19 protein-coding genes are annotated in these 18,492 nt (G+C 41.2%); 13 read left to right on the top strand and 6 right to left on the bottom strand.

Features of this window, described 5'->3' with window-relative positions:
- The first annotated feature begins 102 nt into the window (after nt 1–102).
- Nucleotides 103–1,455, top strand: coding sequence for a GH1 family beta-glucosidase (locus IEV61_RS13205; protein ID WP_188417422.1), 1,353 nt, complete (start codon nt 103–105; stop codon nt 1,453–1,455).
- A gap of 1 nt (nt 1,456) precedes the next feature.
- Here IEV61_RS13205 and IEV61_RS13200 read toward each other — a convergent pair whose 3' ends face one another.
- The gene (locus tag IEV61_RS13200; RefSeq protein WP_188417412.1) at nt 1,457–3,559 is read right to left on the bottom strand and encodes a tetratricopeptide repeat-containing sensor histidine kinase; all 2,103 of its coding nucleotides are present in this window, start codon (nt 3,557–3,559) and stop codon (nt 1,457–1,459) included.
- Nucleotides 3,560–3,708: 149 nt separating this feature from the next.
- On the opposite strand from IEV61_RS13200, the gene folB reads away from it, so the two are divergent.
- Nucleotides 3,709–4,068 (top strand): dihydroneopterin aldolase, encoded by a 360-nt coding sequence (gene folB / locus IEV61_RS13195; RefSeq protein WP_188417410.1) that lies wholly within the window; start codon nt 3,709–3,711, stop codon nt 4,066–4,068.
- Here folB and IEV61_RS13190 read toward each other — a convergent pair.
- Nucleotides 4,065–4,511 carry an acyl-CoA thioesterase gene (locus tag IEV61_RS13190; RefSeq protein ID WP_188417408.1) on the bottom strand — a complete coding sequence of 149 codons (447 nt, stop codon included), beginning with the start codon at nt 4,509–4,511 and terminating at the stop codon, nt 4,065–4,067. The two genes, folB and IEV61_RS13190, sit on opposite strands and share 4 nt — an antisense overlap.
- 135 nt (nt 4,512–4,646) lie before the next feature.
- On the opposite strand from IEV61_RS13190, the gene IEV61_RS13185 reads away from it, so the two are divergent.
- Nucleotides 4,647–5,087 carry an Hsp20/alpha crystallin family protein gene (locus tag IEV61_RS13185; protein ID WP_188417406.1) on the top strand — a complete coding sequence of 147 codons (441 nt, stop codon included), beginning with the start codon at nt 4,647–4,649 and terminating at the stop codon, nt 5,085–5,087.
- Nucleotides 5,088–5,245: 158 nt separating this feature from the next.
- Here the strand turns inward: IEV61_RS13185 and IEV61_RS13180 are convergent, their stop codons facing one another.
- A complete protein-coding gene (locus IEV61_RS13180) occupies nt 5,246–5,737 on the bottom strand; it encodes a YajQ family cyclic di-GMP-binding protein (RefSeq protein WP_188417404.1) in 492 nt (163 codons plus the stop codon).
- Between the two features lie 146 nt (nt 5,738–5,883).
- Here IEV61_RS13180 and ppk1 point away from each other — a divergent pair, with 146 nt between their 5' ends.
- The 10 genes from ppk1 (at nt 5,884) to rpmA (ending at nt 14,819) form a co-directional block, all read left to right on the top strand.
- The gene (gene ppk1 / locus IEV61_RS13175; protein WP_188417402.1) at nt 5,884–7,941 is read left to right on the top strand and encodes a polyphosphate kinase 1; all 2,058 of its coding nucleotides are present in this window, start codon (nt 5,884–5,886) and stop codon (nt 7,939–7,941) included.
- Entirely contained in the window at nt 7,938–8,819 is an 882-nt protein-coding gene (locus IEV61_RS13170) for a Ppx/GppA phosphatase family protein (protein ID WP_188417400.1), read from the top strand. The genes ppk1 and IEV61_RS13170 overlap by 4 nt, the downstream gene beginning before the upstream one ends.
- Before the next feature lie 154 nt (nt 8,820–8,973).
- On the top strand, nt 8,974–9,537 hold the full coding sequence (locus IEV61_RS13165) for a UbiX family flavin prenyltransferase (protein ID WP_188417398.1): 564 nt from the start codon (nt 8,974–8,976) through the stop codon (nt 9,535–9,537).
- A gap of 22 nt (nt 9,538–9,559) precedes the next feature.
- A complete protein-coding gene (locus tag IEV61_RS13160) occupies nt 9,560–10,048 on the top strand; it encodes a DUF6265 family protein (RefSeq protein WP_188417396.1) in 489 nt (162 codons plus the stop codon).
- An 87-nt stretch (nt 10,049–10,135) separates the two neighbouring features.
- Complete coding sequence (mtaB, locus tag IEV61_RS13155; RefSeq protein WP_188417394.1) at nt 10,136–11,455, top strand: tRNA (N(6)-L-threonylcarbamoyladenosine(37)-C(2))-methylthiotransferase MtaB; 1,320 nt, start codon at nt 10,136–10,138, stop codon at nt 11,453–11,455.
- A 28-nt stretch (nt 11,456–11,483) separates the two neighbouring features.
- Nucleotides 11,484–12,677, top strand: coding sequence for a prolipoprotein diacylglyceryl transferase (locus IEV61_RS13150; RefSeq protein WP_188417392.1), 1,194 nt, complete (start codon nt 11,484–11,486; stop codon nt 12,675–12,677).
- Complete coding sequence (locus IEV61_RS13145) at nt 12,649–13,140, top strand: GtrA family protein (protein ID WP_188417390.1); 492 nt, start codon at nt 12,649–12,651, stop codon at nt 13,138–13,140. Before IEV61_RS13150 ends, IEV61_RS13145 begins: the two co-directional genes overlap by 29 nt.
- Nucleotides 13,121–13,909: an inositol monophosphatase family protein gene (locus tag IEV61_RS13140; RefSeq protein ID WP_188417388.1), complete on the top strand. Its 789-nt coding sequence runs from the start codon at nt 13,121–13,123 to the stop codon at nt 13,907–13,909. Before IEV61_RS13145 ends, IEV61_RS13140 begins: the two co-directional genes overlap by 20 nt.
- Nucleotides 13,910–14,032: 123 nt before the next feature.
- Nucleotides 14,033–14,341 carry a 50S ribosomal protein L21 gene (gene rplU, locus IEV61_RS13135; protein ID WP_188417386.1) on the top strand — a complete coding sequence of 103 codons (309 nt, stop codon included), beginning with the start codon at nt 14,033–14,035 and terminating at the stop codon, nt 14,339–14,341.
- A 49-nt stretch (nt 14,342–14,390) separates the two neighbouring features.
- Nucleotides 14,391–14,819: a 50S ribosomal protein L27 gene (gene rpmA / locus IEV61_RS13130; RefSeq protein ID WP_188417384.1), complete on the top strand. Its 429-nt coding sequence runs from the start codon at nt 14,391–14,393 to the stop codon at nt 14,817–14,819.
- A 64-nt stretch (nt 14,820–14,883) separates the two neighbouring features.
- Here rpmA and IEV61_RS13125 read toward each other — a convergent pair whose 3' ends face one another.
- The 3 genes from IEV61_RS13125 to rnr all read right to left on the bottom strand — a co-directional run bounded on the left by IEV61_RS13125 (nt 14,884) and on the right by rnr (nt 18,454).
- Complete coding sequence (locus IEV61_RS13125; RefSeq protein WP_188417382.1) at nt 14,884–15,255, bottom strand: energy transducer TonB; 372 nt, start codon at nt 15,253–15,255, stop codon at nt 14,884–14,886.
- Between the two features lie 64 nt (nt 15,256–15,319).
- Entirely contained in the window at nt 15,320–16,294 is a 975-nt protein-coding gene (locus IEV61_RS13120) for a polyprenyl synthetase family protein (RefSeq protein WP_188417380.1), read from the bottom strand.
- A 21-nt stretch (nt 16,295–16,315) separates the two neighbouring features.
- Complete coding sequence (rnr, locus tag IEV61_RS13115) at nt 16,316–18,454, bottom strand: ribonuclease R (protein ID WP_188417378.1); 2,139 nt, start codon at nt 18,452–18,454, stop codon at nt 16,316–16,318.
- Between the last annotated feature and the right edge of the window lie 38 nt (nt 18,455–18,492).

The following is an 18,492-nucleotide window of genomic DNA, read 5'->3' as shown; positions in this document are numbered from 1 at the left end:
GCTTCAGATCGTCTTTTATCCATTGATGGATAATTGCAAATATTATTGCTCGAATCCATTTAATTTGAACAATTTGTCCCCGGCTTAGTTGGGCATATATAAATGGATATTCATCACGATACGGCTTTTAAGAAGCAAGATTTTGGCAACGATTTTTATTGGGGCGTTTCTACCGCTGCGTTTCAAACCGAAGGTGCCTGGAATGCCGACGGCAAAGGTTTATCCATTTGGGATACCTTCACCCAGAGAAAAGGTAAAGTACACGAAAATCAAAATGCTTTTACCGCCTGCGATTTTTATAATCGCTATGAGCAGGACATTGATTTAATTAAGCAACTTAATATCTTCAACTTTCGCTTCTCTATTTCCTGGTCGCGCATACTGCCCGATGGTACCGGCACTGTTAACCAGGCAGGCATAGATTATTATAACCGCGTTATTAACTACTGTTTAAAGCAGGGAATAGAACCCTGGTTAACAGTTTATCATTGGGACTTGCCCCAGGCTTTAGAAAATAAAGGCGGATGGGCAAATCGCGATTCTATAGAATGGTTCACTAACTTCACCGGCATTTGCGCTAAGAGCTTTGGCGACCGTGTTAAACACTGGATGGTTATGAACGAGCCGGCTGTGTTTACCGGTGCAGGTTACTTTTTAGGCATACATGCGCCTGGCCGTACGGGCTTAAAAAGCTTTTTGCCAACTGTTCACCATGTTACGCTCAGTATAGCTGAGGGTGCACGCACCTTGCGAAACTTATTGCCTCAAGCACATATAGGCACCACTTTCTCCTGTTCTTACATTGAACCTTACAGCACGAAACTTAACGATATAGCAGCGGCCAAACGAGCCGACGTACTCATTAACCGTTTATTTGTGGAGCCTCTTTTAGGTTTAGGCTATCCGACGGCAGATTTACCTGTACTGCAAAAGCTTAACAAATACATACAGGAGGGCGACGAACAGAAACTGGCTTTTGATTTTGACTTTATAGGCATTCAAAATTATACCCGCGAAATTGTACAATCGTCCTTTTTTACACCTTATATCGGAGCTAAACTTGTTGAAGCTAAAACCCGTAATGTTCCTTTGACAGAGATGGGATGGGAAGTATACCCGCAAGCCATGTATGAAGTGATCAAAAAATTCAGTGCTTACACTAATGTGAAAAATATCTATATCACTGAAAATGGCTCTGCTTTTAAAGATACGATAGATAATGGTGTTATAAATGATGCATTGAGAATTCAATACATGCAGGATAATTTGGAACAAATGTTAAAGGCAAAGCAGGAGGGATGCCCCGTAAATGGTTACTTTGTGTGGACGCTTACTGATAATTTTGAATGGGCCGAGGGTTACCGTCCACGGTTTGGCTTAGTGCATATTAACTTTGATACGCAGCAGCGTCTTATCAAAAATTCAGGTCATTGGTATAAAGAGTTTTTAAGGTAAGCTATGCAGTTTTGGTTACCTTATAGAGCTTTACGTGAAAGGTAGTTCCTTTTTGCTGCTCGCTTTCAAACCAAATGTTTCCGCCGTGTAACTCTATAATGTGGCGGCAGATAGACAGGCCCAAGCCAAAAGATTTTTCGCCTAAGGTACCCGGACGTTTGGCTTCGGTAAACATGTTAAATACCGTTGCCTTCACCTCCTCGGGTATACCAATACCATGATCTTTTACAGTAATTTCTATGTCTTCCCCCATTTTGATTAAGCTAACCTGTATTTCGGCACCTACGGGGCTAAATTTGATGGCGTTACTGATAAGGTTGCTTACCACCCTCCAAATCTTTTCGCGACTAAGCAGCGTCTCTTCCGGTTTATCCAACACGTTAAGCTTTATTTCCTGGTTTTTTTCGGCAGCCTTAAAACGCAGTAGCTCTACGCTATTGGTTATAACAGCGTTTATTTCAACCCAATCTTTCTGTATAACATCTTGATTGGTATTGGTAGCCTCCAATATCTCGTTAATAAGCTCCAAAGAGTTATAGGCGGTATCTTTAATTAAACTCAAATAGGTTTGTTGATCTGGCGTACAACTTTCTTCTTCAATCACCGTGCTCGAAAGCGCCGCAATACCGCCGATCGGATTTCTCAGGTCATGCGCAACAGTGCGCAGAATACGGTCTTTTTCCTGGCTGCTCATCTCCAGTTTTTGCATGGTCTTCTCGAGGTCAATATTTTTAAAATGGATCTCCCGGTTCAACTCGCTCATGGTATTCAATATCTTTTTACTTTTTAATCCGTTGGAGTAAATAAGCAGCAAAATAATGACAGCCATGATGAAAAAAACCACTGCAACAATCAGGTATAAGTTTTTCAACTCGTTGGTTTTCTTTAACTGGTTAAATTCATAATCGCGTTCAAAACGTTTTAGCTGGCCGGTAATATCGGTGGTTTTAAGTGCCAGCATTTTTTTATTAATAGTGTCTTTTAGCGTATTGTATCTTCTTAAATAAGTTATAGCCTCGGGCAACTGGTTCTTTCGCTGATGGTAGCTGGCCATCAACCGGCTCCATTCAGCAGCGGCATCGTCGTTCTTAATGGTTTTTAACTGCAGTTCTATGTTATTAAGTACCAATAACATAGAATCAACTTGCAATTGCTTTTCATATAATTGCACCAGTTTGAGTTCAGACAGCACTGCATCGTTGTTATCAAATCCCTTTTGCGAATTAATGGCAATGCTTTGTTTAAGAAGCACTTTTGCCTGGTTCAGCTGTTTTCTTTTAATAAATACCGAGGCTTTATTGCCATATACTACACCTCTGGCAGCGCTTAGTAAACTATCTGCAACTATAAATTTTTTAGGTGGGTTATTAATATAGTCGAGCGCTTTGTCAAAATAAAGCTGAGCACTATCTAATTCGTTTATATTATTGTAACTAATCCCCACATTATTTAACACCTCTTGTCCGCGATAAAAAACGCGGAAATTTATTTCGCAGGTTCCAAGTTCGTCGAAGCTTGTTCTGAAATAGCCGGCAGCCATACGGTAATGCTCTTGCTTATACAAAATCATTCCCATGTGGTAGCTATAGTCGCTCAAAAGGCAATTTTGTAATTTTTTGCTTTGGCTACTGGCTATTTTACCCTGGTAATAATTTAAGTAAGCTTCGTTATACTTATTTTCCCTAAATAACGCATCTCCCTTGTAAAACTTAGCCAACCCGTAGGTAGATGCATGATCTTCCTGATTGCTAGCTTTTTTGGCAAGCTCAAGTAACTGATCGGCATAGTATATAGCTTTTCGGTTGTCTTGCTTAATGTGGAAATAATAATTGTAATGAATAGTAAGGTTAGTGGCTCTTTGATTATAAGTTAGGTTTTCGAACCTGGAACTAACTGAGTTTAAATACTGAACAGCTTTACTTTGGCGGCCACTATCAAAAAGGTGGTTTGCCGAATCTAAAACGGTGTTGTAAGCTGCTTCTGCGGCGGGGGATTTACTGATGTTTTGGCGGCACGAACTTGCAACGCTAATTAACAGAATTATTAAAGTAGCCCGTAAACACTGCGCCGTAGAAGGTAATATACGATAGTAATGAAATCGCATTTAGATTAATTAGTTCCACAATATTAAACTTATTCATGAAAAAAAATCTCTAGTTTAAGATAAATTATCAAAAATACTTTTACAAGTATTCACCGCTTGCGTTTTTCGCCTTAACTTTGGCATCCTGTAAATCATGCTCAACACGTTTTATGATTAAAGTTAGCTTATACGGTGCCGAGTTTTTTGCACGTCACGGATTTTATAAAGAAGAACAAATACTTGGCAACTACTTTGTGGTAAATGTAGAAGCTTGCTTTGAACCGAAGTCAGTGAATATCAATGATGATTTGAACAATACGCTGAACTACGAGCGTTTGTACGAGATAGCCCAATCGGCAATGAAGATTCCGAAACAGTTGCTCGAAACTGTTGCACAGGGCATTGCCGATGACATTATTTTACAGTTTCCTTACATAAATACCTTGGAAGTAGAGGTAAAAAAATTAAATCCTCCGCTCAAAGGTAAAGTTGCTGCCTCGGGTATAACGGTTTATATAACCAACAATTAATTAGTGTTGGTTATAAGGCCCGGCTCATCATATTCAATCATACGCTGTCTCTCACGTAAAGGAATAGGTACCGATTTATAGTTTTTGTAATCGTAGCTAATGCAAACCGATTTTCCGGTAGTACATATCTCTTCACCCTCGGGTGTCATTTTTACAAGCACATACATCACGTCAAAGCTGCTGTTACCAATGCGCGATGTGCGCAGGTAGCAGGCAATTTGATCATTAACGGTCATAGGTTTAAGGTAATTTACTTCAGATCTGCCTAATATAACACCGCAATTTTCCCAATCCCACTCTACAATTTCTTTCCAATAGCTCAAACGGGCAATCTCAAAGTAGGTAAGATATATGGTGTTGCTTACATTTCCGTAGGCATCAATATCTGAAAAACGGATAGGGATAAATGTTCTGTATTTGTAATTAGCTAAATTTTCAGTCATTAGATGTCAGATTGTCTGATGTGATTTATATTTTGCGACACAATGTCATTGTAAATATAGAAATACCACATTGGTATAACGCTTGTACATATCTCAACGAAAATAAATAAAAGAAACTTTTTGGAGGATATAAAAATGACTTTAGTGAAATTTAACAACGGACAAAGAAGAAACACTGCAGGCCCACGCTTTATTGACGTGTTTGATTCAATTTTGAATGACCAGTTTGTAAACCGTGCGACTGTAAATAAGACCCCTGCCGTAAACATTTTAGAAACAGAAACCGGCTTTGATATTGAGTTGGCAGCTCCGGGTTTAAAGAAAGAAGATTTTAAAATTAATCTGGATAAAAACTTGCTGACCGTAGCCGCAGAAGTGAAAAAAGACGAAACTGCTGAAGCTAAAAACTACAGCAAAAAAGAATTTGGTTACCAAAATTTTAGCAGGTCATTTACCTTGCCCGATAGTGTTGACCCAAACAAAATTGAGGCTGCTTATACCGACGGTATCTTAAAGTTAACCGTTGCTAAAAAAGAAGAAGCCAAATTACAAGCCCGCGAAATTGAGGTGAAGTAATTGAAGAACGTTTTCATAAGTTAGCGTTGGTTTAGTTTGATAAAGGCCGCTTCCATAACAGGAGCGGCCTCTTTCTTTTCAATAACGATGTTGCTTTTCATCTTCAATAGCAATTACTAAAAAATATCTAATTCTTCAAAATTTCATCAGAAAAGTACTTAATTCCTCATATTTATATATTGCAGCGGCTGGCCAAAATCTTCGCCTCGGCAAAGTGTAATTACGGCTTGCAGGTCGTCAATTTTTTTGGCCTGTACGCGTACCTGGTCATCCATAATGCTGGCCTGAACTTTTAGTCCGCTATCTTTAATTTTCTTTACTATTTTTTTGGCAACTTCTTTGTCAACGCCTTCTTTAATGGTAACTTCTTTACGTACCATGTTGCCCGAAGCATATTCTTCTTTTCCAAAGTCGAGTGCCTTGGGGTCTAACTGCTGCTTCACCATACGGCTGATAATAGAATCCTGGATGGCCTTTAGGCGCATATCATTTTCGGTAACAATAGTTATGGAGTTGGTTTTCTTGTCAAGGTCAACCGTGCTTTTCGAATCGTTAAAATCGAAACGGTTCAAAATTTCCTTTTTAGCGGTATTTATCGCATTATCGAGCGTTTGCCCGTCTATTTTGCTTACTATATCAAAAGATGGCATAGGGTGATGTGTTTATTATTTACTTTGCAAAGGTATGCGATGTTAAAAGGTTTTAACAAACACATTAAAAATATTTAAGTTAATATTATCTTAACATCTAAATAGGCAGCTTTGCATACACATGCATTGTATGCTGTGTTCAATCTATGGCTCATAAAACTATTCCTCTGATCAATCGCGAAATAAGCTGGTTGTATTTCAACGACCGCGTTTTACAAGAAGCGGCCGACATAACCGTACCGCTGATTGATCGTGTAAAGTTTTTGGCTATATTTTCTTCCAACCTCGATGAGTTTTACCGTGTAAGGGTTGCTACGCTCACGAGGCTGGCCAATTTGAATGAGAAATCAAAAGCATTATTAGGTTACAATCCTAAAAAGATACTGAACCAAATTAAGACACTGGTAGTAAAGCAGGAAAAAAAATTCAACAACCTCTACGAAAACATTATTGTTAAACAGCTGGCCGAGGAAAAAATATTTCTTTTGAACGAAAAGCAACTCAACGTAGTGCGTGGTGCTTTCGTGAAAAAGCATTTCCGCGAAAAGCTGCTGTCTACACTGGTGCCCATCATGCTGGATGATGCTATGCCCATGCCCGAGCTGCACGACCGGGCCATATACTTTTTTGTAAAGCTAACTAAGGGTAAAAAAACGAGGCTGGCTTTAATTGAATTGCCAGGTAATTTATCTCGTTTCTTAATCCTGCCCGAAACTAATCAGCTGAAGTTTATTATCCTGGTCGATGACATTATCAGGTACAGTTTAGAAGATATTTTTTTCATTTTTGAGTATGACAGCATGGAGGCTTACTCTATACAGCTTACGCGCGATGCCGAACTGGATTTGGATAAAGAAGTAAGCGGAAAGTTTATTGATGCCCTTGCCAAGAGCTTGCAAAAGCGCCGTAAAGGTAAACCTATGCGTTTGCTATATGATGCTGAAATGCCAGCAGATATGGTTAGCCAGCTTATGGTAAAGTTGAACTTAGGTGCCGAAAATTTAATACCAGGCAACCGCTACCATAACTTTAAAGATTTTATCAACTTCCCTAACGTAGGCGGGCCCGAACTGGAGTATAAACGCGTTAAAAGCCTGTCTGTTGATGGCTTATCATTCGGTAAGAGTTTGATGGGGTTAATTGCTGTAAAAGACTACCTTATCAGCACGCCATACCAAAGTTACGATTACGTTATTCACTTCCTGCGCGAAGCTGCCATAGACCCTAAAGTGGTAGAGATCAATATTTCGGTTTACCGCCTGGCCGAAAACTCAAGGGTGATGCATGCGCTTATTAACGCTGCTCAAAACGGTAAAAAAGTGAACTGCTTAATTGAGCTAAGAGCCCGTTTTGACGAGCAAAACAATATACAGTGGACCCGCCGACTGGAAGATGAGGGCATTAAGGTATTGCACGGTATACCCGGCTATAAAGTACATGCTAAAATTTGCATGGTAACCCGTATGGAAAAAGGTAAACCAGCTTATTATGCTTGCTTATCTACGGGTAACTTTAACGAGAAAACAGCGCAGATCTACGCAGATCATACTTTACTCACTGCCAATAAAAAACTCACCGACGACTTAGTACATCTGTTCAGAGCCATTAACAAGGGAGCGTTGCCCAAGGGTATGAAAAGTATGATCGTATCGCCAATTGACTCGCGCCCGGCTATTTACGGCTTAATAGAAACCGAGATAAAAAATGTAAAAGCAGGAAAACAGGCTTACATGATCTTAAAGATGAACAGCCTGGCCGATGAACAATTGATTGCTAAATTATATGAAGCCAGCAATGCAGGCGTCAAAATTCAGCTTATTATACGGGGTATGTGTTGCCTGGTACCCGGCGTTGAAGGATTTAGTAAAAACATCAAGGTAGTTAGTATTGTTGATAAATACCTGGAGCACGCACGGATACATATATTTGCCAACGGCGGTAATGAGATCATTTACTTAACCTCGGCCGATTTTATGACCCGTAATATTGATAACAGGGTGGAGGCAGGTTTCCCAGTTTATGATCCGGCTTTGCACAAGCAGATCAAAGATATGGTGAACATTCAGCTTAAAGACAATACCAAATCTCGCGAGATCAACAAAACCAATACGAACAAATACCACCGCACCCATACAGATATGCAACACCGTGCACAGGTAGAAATTTATGAATATTTGAAACAACTAAATACACCTACACCTTGAGATACGCCGCAATAGATACAGGTTCGAATGCAGTAAGACTGCTCATTGCCGATGTTACCGACAACGACGGTACTTATACTTTCAAAAAGAATACCTTAATTCGTGTACCCTTACGACTGGGTGATGACGCGTTCCTGGAGCAGCACATCTCCGACCGCAAGGCTAACGATCTGGTAAAAACTATGGCTGCCTTTAAAAACCTTATGGATGTTTATAAGGTGAACGACTATATGGCTTGTGCTACTTCTGCCATGCGCGAAGCTAAGAACGGCCCCGAGATTATTAAACGCATTAAAGAAGAAGCTAACCTTGACCTCGAAATTATTCACGGTGAACGTGAGGCAGGTATTATTTACGCCAGCCATACCGGTATAGATCTGGATGAAAGTAAGAATTATTTATACATTGACGTGGGTGGGGGCAGTACAGAACTCACGCTTTTTTCAGATGGTGAACTCGTAGCCTCACAATCCTTTAACATCGGAACTATCCGTATTTTGGATAATCAGGACAAGGATGAAACCTGGAAAGAAATGCAGGATTTTGTACGCAAACATACTAAAGCATTCAAAGATATTTATGGCGTAGGTACCGGTGGAAATATCAATAAGCTATTTAAGCTGAGCAATGAAAAAGACGGGGAACCAATGAGTTATAGTAAATTGAAATCACTGTACTCTTACTTGTCGTCTTACTCGTTAAAAGACCGCATTAATGTACTGAAGCTCAACCAGGATAGGGCGGATGTAATTATACCTGCCTGCGAAATTTATACTACCGTAATGAAGTGGGCCAATATCAAGCAGATATATGTTCCTAGCGTGGGCATGGCCGATGGAATCATTCAAACGCTCATAGAAAAAAATCTAATAAAATAAGCTTCAATTATTTTATTAATTAAAAAAGAGTTATTACATTTGTAATGCCCTCCAAAAGGGCATGTTTTTCATAGGTAGATGTAGGGTCGGGTACAAGTTATTCGACCCTTTTTTATGCTCTAACTTTTTTAGCTTTGTTCTGTTAATCAACCGTATGAAAAAGAAGATCGTAGTTGCTATTACCGGTGCCAGTGGCTCAATTTATGCTCAACAATTGCTTCAGCAGCTACAACACCTTCAAAGCCAGATTGCTGATGTTGGTGTGGTAATGTCTAACAACGCCAAACAGGTTTGGGAGTTTGAGTTAGGAAACGAAACTTACAAAGACTTTCCGTTTAAATTTTACGACAAGCACGACTTCATGGCTCCCTTTGCATCAGGGTCGGCCCGGTACGATACCATGGTGGTTATTCCCTGTTCTATGGGTACAATGGGCCGTATAGCCGGTGGTATATCTGATGATTTGATCACACGTGCTGCTGATGTAATACTGAAAGAGCGACGCAGGCTGATACTGGTAGCGCGCGATACGCCTTTGAACCTCATCCAAATCCGTAACATGCAAACCGTTACCGAGGCTGGTGGTGTAATTTGTCCGGCAGTACCATCTTTCTACAGCCTACCAAAAACGGTTGAAGAAGTGGCCATGACGGTTGTGAACCGGGTAATAGACTTGATAGGGCTGGAGCAAGACACCTACCGGTGGAGCGAAAACTAAAACAAGCAATTATATTTAAGCAATGAAAAAGCTTCTACTCTTAATTGGATTTCTATTCATAGTGGCTATTGGGTATGCTCAAACCATTAAGGCCGAAGTAAAAGATCTGTCCTTCATGTCGGGCATCTGGACCTTGAAACACAAATGGGGTGACATGGAAGAATTTTGGGGACCGCCCATGGGCGATAATATGGTGAGTAGTTACCGCTGCGTAAAAGATGGCAAAGTTGTTTTTTACGAGTTTGTAGTCATAGAGCAAACTAACGGATTGCCTGTGATGAAAATGCGCCACTTTAATCCCGGAAATATAGGGTGGGAAGAAAAAGACAAGCCTTTGATGTATAAACTCATTGCCCTGACAAAATCTAAAGTCGTTTTTGAATCGCCTGATAAAAACCTGAAACTCTCCTACGAGCGCTTAAACCCATCAAAAATGAATGTCGTTTTAGACGAAAGGGATAAGAAAGGTGTTTGGCAAAAAGAGGTGTTCAGTTACACGCTCAAGCCATAGCACCGTCATTAAAACAATTCTATAAAAGCTTATCGTAATAGCTGTTTTTTACTACTCAATCAAAATTCTTATCTTTGCCGGCTGATAATGAATAAGAAAGTAGCTTTTTATACGCTTGGCTGTAAGCTCAATTACTCCGAAACTTCTACGTTGGGGCGCTTGCTCAATAACGCTGGCTTTGAGACGGTTGAATTTACTGATATGCCCGATATTTTTGTGATTAATACCTGCTCGGTAACCGAGAATGCCGACAAGAAATGCAAGAAGATCGTAAAAGAAGCGCTTAAGATTTCTCCCGCTGCACATGTAACTATAGTAGGTTGCTATGCTCAGTTGAAACCGCAGGAAATTGCCGAAATACCAGGTGTGGATTTAGTTTTGGGGGCTGCAGAAAAGTTTCAGCTGGTTGATCACTTAACCGATTTGACCAAGCAGACCAAGGCAGCCGTATTCAATCAGCCAGTATCTGAGGCTAATCAGTTTGTATCCTCTTATTCCTTTGGCGACCGCACCCGTACTTTCTTAAAAGTTCAGGACGGTTGCGACTATTCGTGCACGTTTTGTACCATACCTATGGCCCGTGGGGCAAGCCGGAGCGATACCATTGAAAGCGCCGTAGCGCAGGCTTATGAAATTGCCGCATCGGGTGTAAAAGAGATCGTGCTAACCGGTGTAAACCTGGGCGATTTTGGTATACGTGATGGCCAGCGTCATGATAAGTTTTATGATTTGGTCAAGGCATTAGATGAAGTAGAAGGTATAGACCGCATTCGCATTTCTTCAATAGAGCCAAATTTATTGACCGATGAGATCATCGAATTTGTAGCCACTTCAAAGCGCTTTGTGCCTCACTTTCATATCCCGTTGCAATCAGGTTCCAATAAAATTCTAAGCTTAATGCGCAGGCGTTACAAACGCGAATTGTATACCGACAGGGTAGCCAGAATAAAAGAACTGATGCCGCATTGCTGCATTGGGGTTGATGTAATTGTGGGTTTCCCCGGTGAAACGCGAGAAGACTTTATTGATACCTATAACTTCCTGAACGATTTAGATGTGTCTTACCTGCATGTGTTCACATACTCTGAGCGTGAAAAAACCTTAGCCGCCGAAATGGCTGGCGTTGTACCGGGATCTACCCGTGCTGACAGAAGTAAGATGCTGCACATTCTTTCTGATAAAAAGCGCCGTGCTTTTTATGATTCTCAGTTAGGTAAAGAGTTTGAGGTGTTGTTTGAAAAAGAAAGTAACGAAGGTATTATGCACGGTTTTACGCGTAATTATGTAAAGGTGAAAACCAAGTTCGACCCCATATTGGTGAACGAACTAAAGACCGTGAAACTTACCGCTATAAGCGCCGACGGCGACGTTGAAATAACCGAAAGCGAAGAAATATTAGTGCATTAAGCTTATATTCGCTGCAAATTACTACCTGATGTTTCCAACCATATCCGACCTTCTTCATTATTTAACCGGGTTAAATATACCACCGCTGCCTATTCAAACTTTTGGTTTTTTTGTGGCGTTGGCCTTTATGGCCGGGTATTGGGCTTTTACACAAGAGTTTAAACGTAAGGAGCAGTTAGGGTATGTTCACCCTTTTCAGCAAACTGTAACTGTGGGCCAGCCGGCATCGGCAGGAGAGCTCATAGGTAACGGGATATTTGGTTTCCTGTTAGGCTATAAGTTGGTTGATGCTGTATTGAACTATAGCCTGCTCATTCAAAATACGCAGGAGTTTTTACTATCCAGCAGGGGTAACTTGTTGGGAGGTATCATAGGTGCAGCGCTTATTGCTTACTGGGCCTATTACGAAAAAAAGAAGGAACAACTGGCTGAACCCGTTACTAAGCAAGTAACGGTTCATCCGCACGAGTTAATGGGAAGCATATTGGTTTGGGCTGCCATTTGGGGCTTTGCCGGTGCTAAACTGTTCAATGCCCTGGAAAACTGGGGCGAGTTTATGGCCGACCCTGTGGGCATGCTCATAGGTTTAAGCGGTTTAACTTTTTACGGTGGTTTAATTTGTGGTGGCGCAGCAGTGCTTTACATTGCTAATAAGCACGGTATAAAACCCTTAACCATGCTTGATATTGGTGGCCCGGGTATGATGCTGGCCTATGCGGTTGGCCGTATTGGCTGCCAAATGGCCGGCGATGGCGATTGGGGCATTCCTAACCTGGATGCTAAACCTAACTGGTTAAGCTGGGCACCCGATTGGATGTGGTCTTTCAAATACCCGCACAACGTTAACGGTGCCGATCAGGGTAATTTTATTCCGGGTTGCGTAGGCAAATTTTGTAACGAGTTAAAACTACCTGTATATCCTACGCCATTCTATGAAACGGTGGCTTGTCTGCTATTGTTCCTGTTTTTATGGAGCCTTCGCAACAAGCTTAAAACACCCGGAATGATGTTTGGTATCTACCTTATACTTACCGGTGTTGAGCGTTTCTTTATCGAACTCATCAGGGTAAATACTCGTTATGAAGTAGCAGGCATTTCGTTTACCCAGGCCGAAATGATCTCGTTGTTCCTGGTTTTGGCCGGTATTATCATGATCGTGAGCGTACGTAGCAAGAAACCTTCCATTGCTGCCGATGCCGAACACAGCAGTATTAATGGCTAACTCTTCTACCTGGCAGCGCATTCTGCAAAACAAGTTTGCCCGCTTCCTGCTTTCGGCTGGTACAGGCTTTTTGGTAGATATACTGGCATTCTACTTTTTTGATGGATTTGTGTTCACTCAAAAGACCTACACTATCTTAGGTCATGTTACCAGTAATCATGCACTATCGTTAATTGTGTCATTTTCGCTTGGCGTATTAGTAAACTTTCTTATTACCCGTTACCTGGTGTTCTCCGAATCACGGTTGCCATTTGCACAGCAATTAATGCGGTTTGGCCTGGTGGCGTTCATTGGGTATTTTGCCAATCTCGAAGTATTAAAGCTCTTTATTCGCTATTTGAATTTTGCGCCGCCCGTTGCCCGTATCACTGCTGCATTAAGCTTGTTTTTAGCCAGTTATTTTATTCATAAAATATTTTCGTTTAACTTATCGTTACGTAATCATGCTGCAAAATCTAACTAATCAAGTCACCGAGGTTGCTAAAGAAGCAGGTGAGTTTATTCGCCAGGAGCGTAAAAGTTTCAGTGCAGACCGCATCGAGTTCAAAGGCCTGAACGATCTGGTTTCTTATGTCGACAAAACAGCCGAACAAAAAATAGTAGCATCGCTCGAAAAAATTCTGCCCGAGGCAGGTTTTATCACAGAAGAAAAAACGACCACCAAGGTTGGAGAACGTTATAACTGGATCATTGATCCGTTGGATGGAACTACGAACTTTATACATGGGTTGCCTGTATTTTCGGTAAGTATTGCTTTGCAGGACAAAGATAAGCTGGTGGCAGGTGTAGTATACGAGGTAAACTTGGATGAGTGCTTTTATGCCAGCATAGATACGCCTGCTTATTTAAACGGTAACGAGATCAAAGTTAGTAATGCACCAACTATAGCAGATAGTTTACTGGCAACCGGCTTTCCGTATTATGATTTTAGCAAGCAGCAGCAATATATAAACCTGTTTAGCGAATTAATGAAAAGCTGCCATGGCTTACGTCGCATGGGCTCGGCCGCAGTAGATTTGGTGTACACTGCCTGCGGACGGTTTGAGTCGTTTTACGAATACAATTTAAATCCGTGGGACATAGCTGCAGGTGTAGTCATCGTTAAGCAGGCTGGGGGAGATGTGGTTAACTTCAGCGGTGGGGAAGAGGTATTGAACAGTCGCGAGCTTTTAGCTACCAATGGCAAGATCACAGCCGAGATGCTTTCAATGATAGACAGGTTCTTTAAATAGATTATAACCTGCTGTTTGAAAGGTATATTTTACCAGCCAAAAATAATATTAGGGCAATTGTAATTGTAAAAAGCAATTCATATATTTGCACCTCAAATTTTTAAACAATTTAATTAACAAACAATGTACGCAATAGTAGATATAGCCGGACAGCAATTTAAAGTTGCAAAAGACCAGCACCTCTTTGTACACCGCTTGCAGGGAGATGAGGGCGCTAGTATTGAATTTGACAAAGTATTGTTAGCTGAAAACGAAGGTAAATTTTCGTTAGGTAGTGCCCTTTCAGGTGCTAAAGTATCTGCTACGATCGTGTCTCATGTTAAAGGTGAAAAAGTTCTTATTTTCAAGAAGAAGAGAAGAAAAGGTTACAAAAAGAAAAATGGTCACCGCCAGCAGTTCACTAAAATAACCATTACAGGCATCACATTATAATTGAAGGTTTAACGCGGGACTGTTTACAGTTTCGATAAAATATTAAAAAATGGCTCACAAAAAAGGTGCGGGTAGTTCCAGAAACGGCCGCGAATCTCATAGTAAACGTTTAGGTATCAAAATATTTGGTGGTCAGGTAGCAATTGCCGGTAACATCATCGTTCGTCAGCGTGGTACCCGTCATAACCCAGGTCTTAACGTAGGTATCGGTCGCGATCATACCTTGTTCGCTTTGATCGATGGTCAGGTAGTATTCAAAAAGAAAGCTGATAACCGTTCATATGTATCGGTGTTACCTTACGAAACTGCTGATGTAGCTGTTGAAACTGCTCCTGTTGTAAATGTACAATTAGAAGCTGCAGAAGTTGCTGCCCCAACTAACGGTAAAGCTAAGAAAGCTGCCGCAACACCAGCTGTAGAAGAAGAAGCTCCTAAGGCTGAAACTGCTACTGAAGGTGAAGAAGTTGTAGCTGAGTAATTTTAGAAACACTTAAAATATAAGAAAGGCTTACATCATTTGATGTAAGCCTTTTTTCGTTATGTTACTTGTCAAATGGCGACTGGTATGGAAACGTTATTGGTATTATCGATGATCTGCTCTTAGTAGTTGGTTCGCCAGGTTGTTGACTGATAGGCTCATATTTTGGCAAGAGTTTAATTACACGCAATGCTTCAGCATCGGTTTCAGGAGTGAGGCTTCTTACTACTTCAAATTGAGTAAGCGTACCATCATTTTCAATGGTATATTTAACCTCGACTGTTCCGGTGACACCAGAAGCATTAATCTCTTCGGGAGATTTTATGTTATCTCTGATAGTAGTAAACATCTTTTTTAAATTAATAACAGGAGGTGCTAAAACAAATTCAGCAACTTTTACTTTGTGAATCTCATCATCAAACTTTGACTCTTCCATAAATAGGTTTTAACTTAAGTTTTGCTCTGACTTGTGCTCTTAAAGAATCACTTACAATTTCTTGCTATTTTTCTCTAACCATTAGCCCATCCGCAAAATCTCGCAAGTATTGTTTACGGTCTTCGGGCAAGCTTATTTGATCAAGGGCGTCAAAAGCCTTAGCAGCAAACTCTTGCATAGCTTGTTCGGCATATTGTCTTACATCGAGTTGATTATATAGCGCTGTTACCGCTGCAACTTTATCTGTTACGCTAAAATCGGTTGCTGTAAGCCATTGATCAAGTTCTTTCTTTTCTGCCGGGCCGGCAAGTTCTAATGCTTTTATAAGCAGGTAAGTTTTTTTATTAGCGATAATATCACCACCTACTTGCTTGCCAAACTTGTCTGGATCCCCATAAACATCCAAAATATCGTCTTGCAGTTGAAAAGCTGTACCAAGTTTTTCTCCGAAAGAACAAAGCAGGTCCGCATCAACCGGGCTGGCACCACCTATCAATGCCCCGATCTTTAAAGCTCCGCCTAATAAAACGGCGGTTTTGAGACGAATCATATTCAGGTAATCATCAATTTGTACCTGGTCTTGCTGCTCAAAGTTCATATCAAACTGTTGGCCCTCACAAACGCCTACAGCAGTATTGCTGAACACTTCAAGCACTTGGCGCAGGACAGTAGTTTCAACCTGCATCATGAGCTTGTAGGCTTCCACAAGCATTACATCGCCTGATAGGATGGCTACATTAGGGTTCCACTTTTCGTGTACCGTAACTTTGCCGCGCCTTAATGGGGCATTATCCATAATATCATCATGTACCAGCGTAAAATTATGGAACACTTCAATAGCCAAAGCAGGTGGAACTGCTGCTTTAACATCGCCATCAAATAGATCACAGGCCATGAGCAACAGTGCAGGGCGCATGCGTTTTCCTCCTACAGAAAGTATGTAGGTAATGGGTTCATAAAGTTCAGCCGGATATAGGGGATATTGCAGTTTAGTTACTGCATCCTCAATAAGAATTTGTAAATCTTTAATTGTATTCATAAAATGCTTCGCCTGATGCAATTAGTCTTGAACCAGCGAAAAGTCGATTTGCTTTTTAGTTAGATCTACGTTTTTTACCTTGATTCGGATTTCATCACCCAGCTGGTAAACCTTCTTTTTTCGCTGACCTATGATTGCGTAGTTCTTTTCATCCCAGGTATAAAAATCGTCGGCTATATCGCGCAGGCGTATCATTCCCTCGCAGTTGTTTTCTGTAATTTGTACATACATACCCCATTCTGTTACGCCCGATATAACACCACTGTATATACTGCCGATATGATCTTTTAAGTATTCGGCCTGTTTGTACTTAACCGAAGCACGTTCCGCATCAGCAGCCTTTTTTTCTTTTTCAGAGCTATGTTTACATAACGCCTCGTAATGTTCTGCATTAGCAGATTCACCTCCGTTTAAATAATGTAATAACAGACGGTGCACCATTACATCGGGGTAGCGACGGATGGGAGAGGTAAAGTGGGTGTAATGGTCAAACGCCAAGCCGTAGTGACTACTGCTTTTGGTGGTATATACCGCTTTAGCCATAGACCGGATAGCCAGTTGAGTAAGTACATTTTGCTCTTTCTTACCCTCCACATCGGCCATTAAATGGTTTAGCGAGCGGGCAACTTCCCTATCCGATTTCATGTTGATCTTATAACCAAAGCGCGCTGCAAATTGGGCAAAGTTACCTAAGGTTTCGGGGTTAGGCGCGTCGTGTGCACGATAAACAAAAGTGTATTTCTTTTTGCCTTTGCCTTTTTTGCTTACAAATTCGGCCACCTTGCGGTTGGCCAGCAGCATAAAATCTTCAACCAGTTTATGCGCATCTTTGCGTTCTTTTACGAATACGCCGATAGGTTTACCTGTTTCGTCGAGCTTAAATTTAACTTCGGTACTCTCAAAACTTATGGCACCATTCTTAAACTTTTGCTCGCGTAGCTTATAGGCTAAAGCATTGAGTTGATGTATCTCCTCCACATATTCGCCTTCGCTGTTTTCAATTACTTCCTGTACTTCTTCGTAAGTAAACCTGCGGTCGGAGTGGATAACAGTTTTGCCAAACCATTCTGTTAAAACATGCCCGGCTTCATCCAACTCAAAAACTGCCGCAAAGCATAGCTTATCCTCATGTGGTCGCAGCGAACATAACCCATTAGAAAGTCGTTCGGGCAGCATAGGGATTACCCTATCTACCAAATAAACCGAAGTGCCACGATCATATGCTTCTTTATCCAGTTCCGAATCGGGGATGATATAATGTGCTACATCAGCAATGTGTACGCCGACTTCAAAGTTGCCGTTTTCTAACTTTTTATAAGATATGGCATCATCAAAATCTTTGGCATCGTATGGGTCAATGGTAATGGTGAGCACGTCTCTGAAATCGCGTCTTTTGGCTATTTCCTCGGGCGTAATTACATCTGATATTTCTTCTGAATCGCGTTCAACTTCAGCCGGAAAACTCAACGGGAAACCGTAGTCGGCCAGGATGGCGTTCATTTCCGTATCGTTTTCGCCCTGCACACCTAAAACGGTTTTAATACGTCCTATAGGATTTTTGGCTTCAGGTGGCCAGTCGGTAATGGTAGCAACGGCTTTCATTCCATTTTTGGCCCCATTCAAGTCCCCTAATGGGATAAAGATATCGTGCAGCATCTTGCGGTCGTCTGGCACAAAGAAAGCAAAACGCTCCGAAAGCTTTACAATACCTGTAAACTCCATCTTAGCCCGCTTAATGATCTCTATTACTTCACCTTCCTTGCGCTTGCCTTTGCTTTTTGCATAAACATAAACCTTAACCCGGTCGCCATTCAAGGCATTACGCAATTTGCGCGGAGCAACAAAAATATCGTTCTCAAACTCGTCATCTGTCACAATAAAGGCCGAACCTTCGCTGGTCATATCCACTTTGCCTTCCACAAAGGTTTTCAGCTCAAGTACTTTGAATTTGCCGGGCGATATTTCCTGCAGTATGTCTTTCTTCGCTTCTTCCTTTAAAATTTCGAGTATAGTTTCGCGCGACTCGGGCTCGCGTATATTTAACTTGGCAGCAACTTGTTTATAATTAAGTGCTTCCCTTCCGTTTTGCTCAAACACATCCAGCACAAGCTGGGTAAGTACTTGGTTTACCGAAGGATTTATGTTTTTCTTCTTTGACATTTGGTATCAGTATGGTGCTAATATACACAACCTATGTT

Source organism: Mucilaginibacter galii (genome assembly GCF_014635825.1).
Classification (GTDB): Bacteria; Bacteroidota; Bacteroidia; order Sphingobacteriales; family Sphingobacteriaceae; genus Mucilaginibacter; species Mucilaginibacter galii.
The sequence above is the reverse complement of the archived record's forward strand: the minus strand, read 5'-3'. Positions and strand labels throughout refer to the sequence as shown.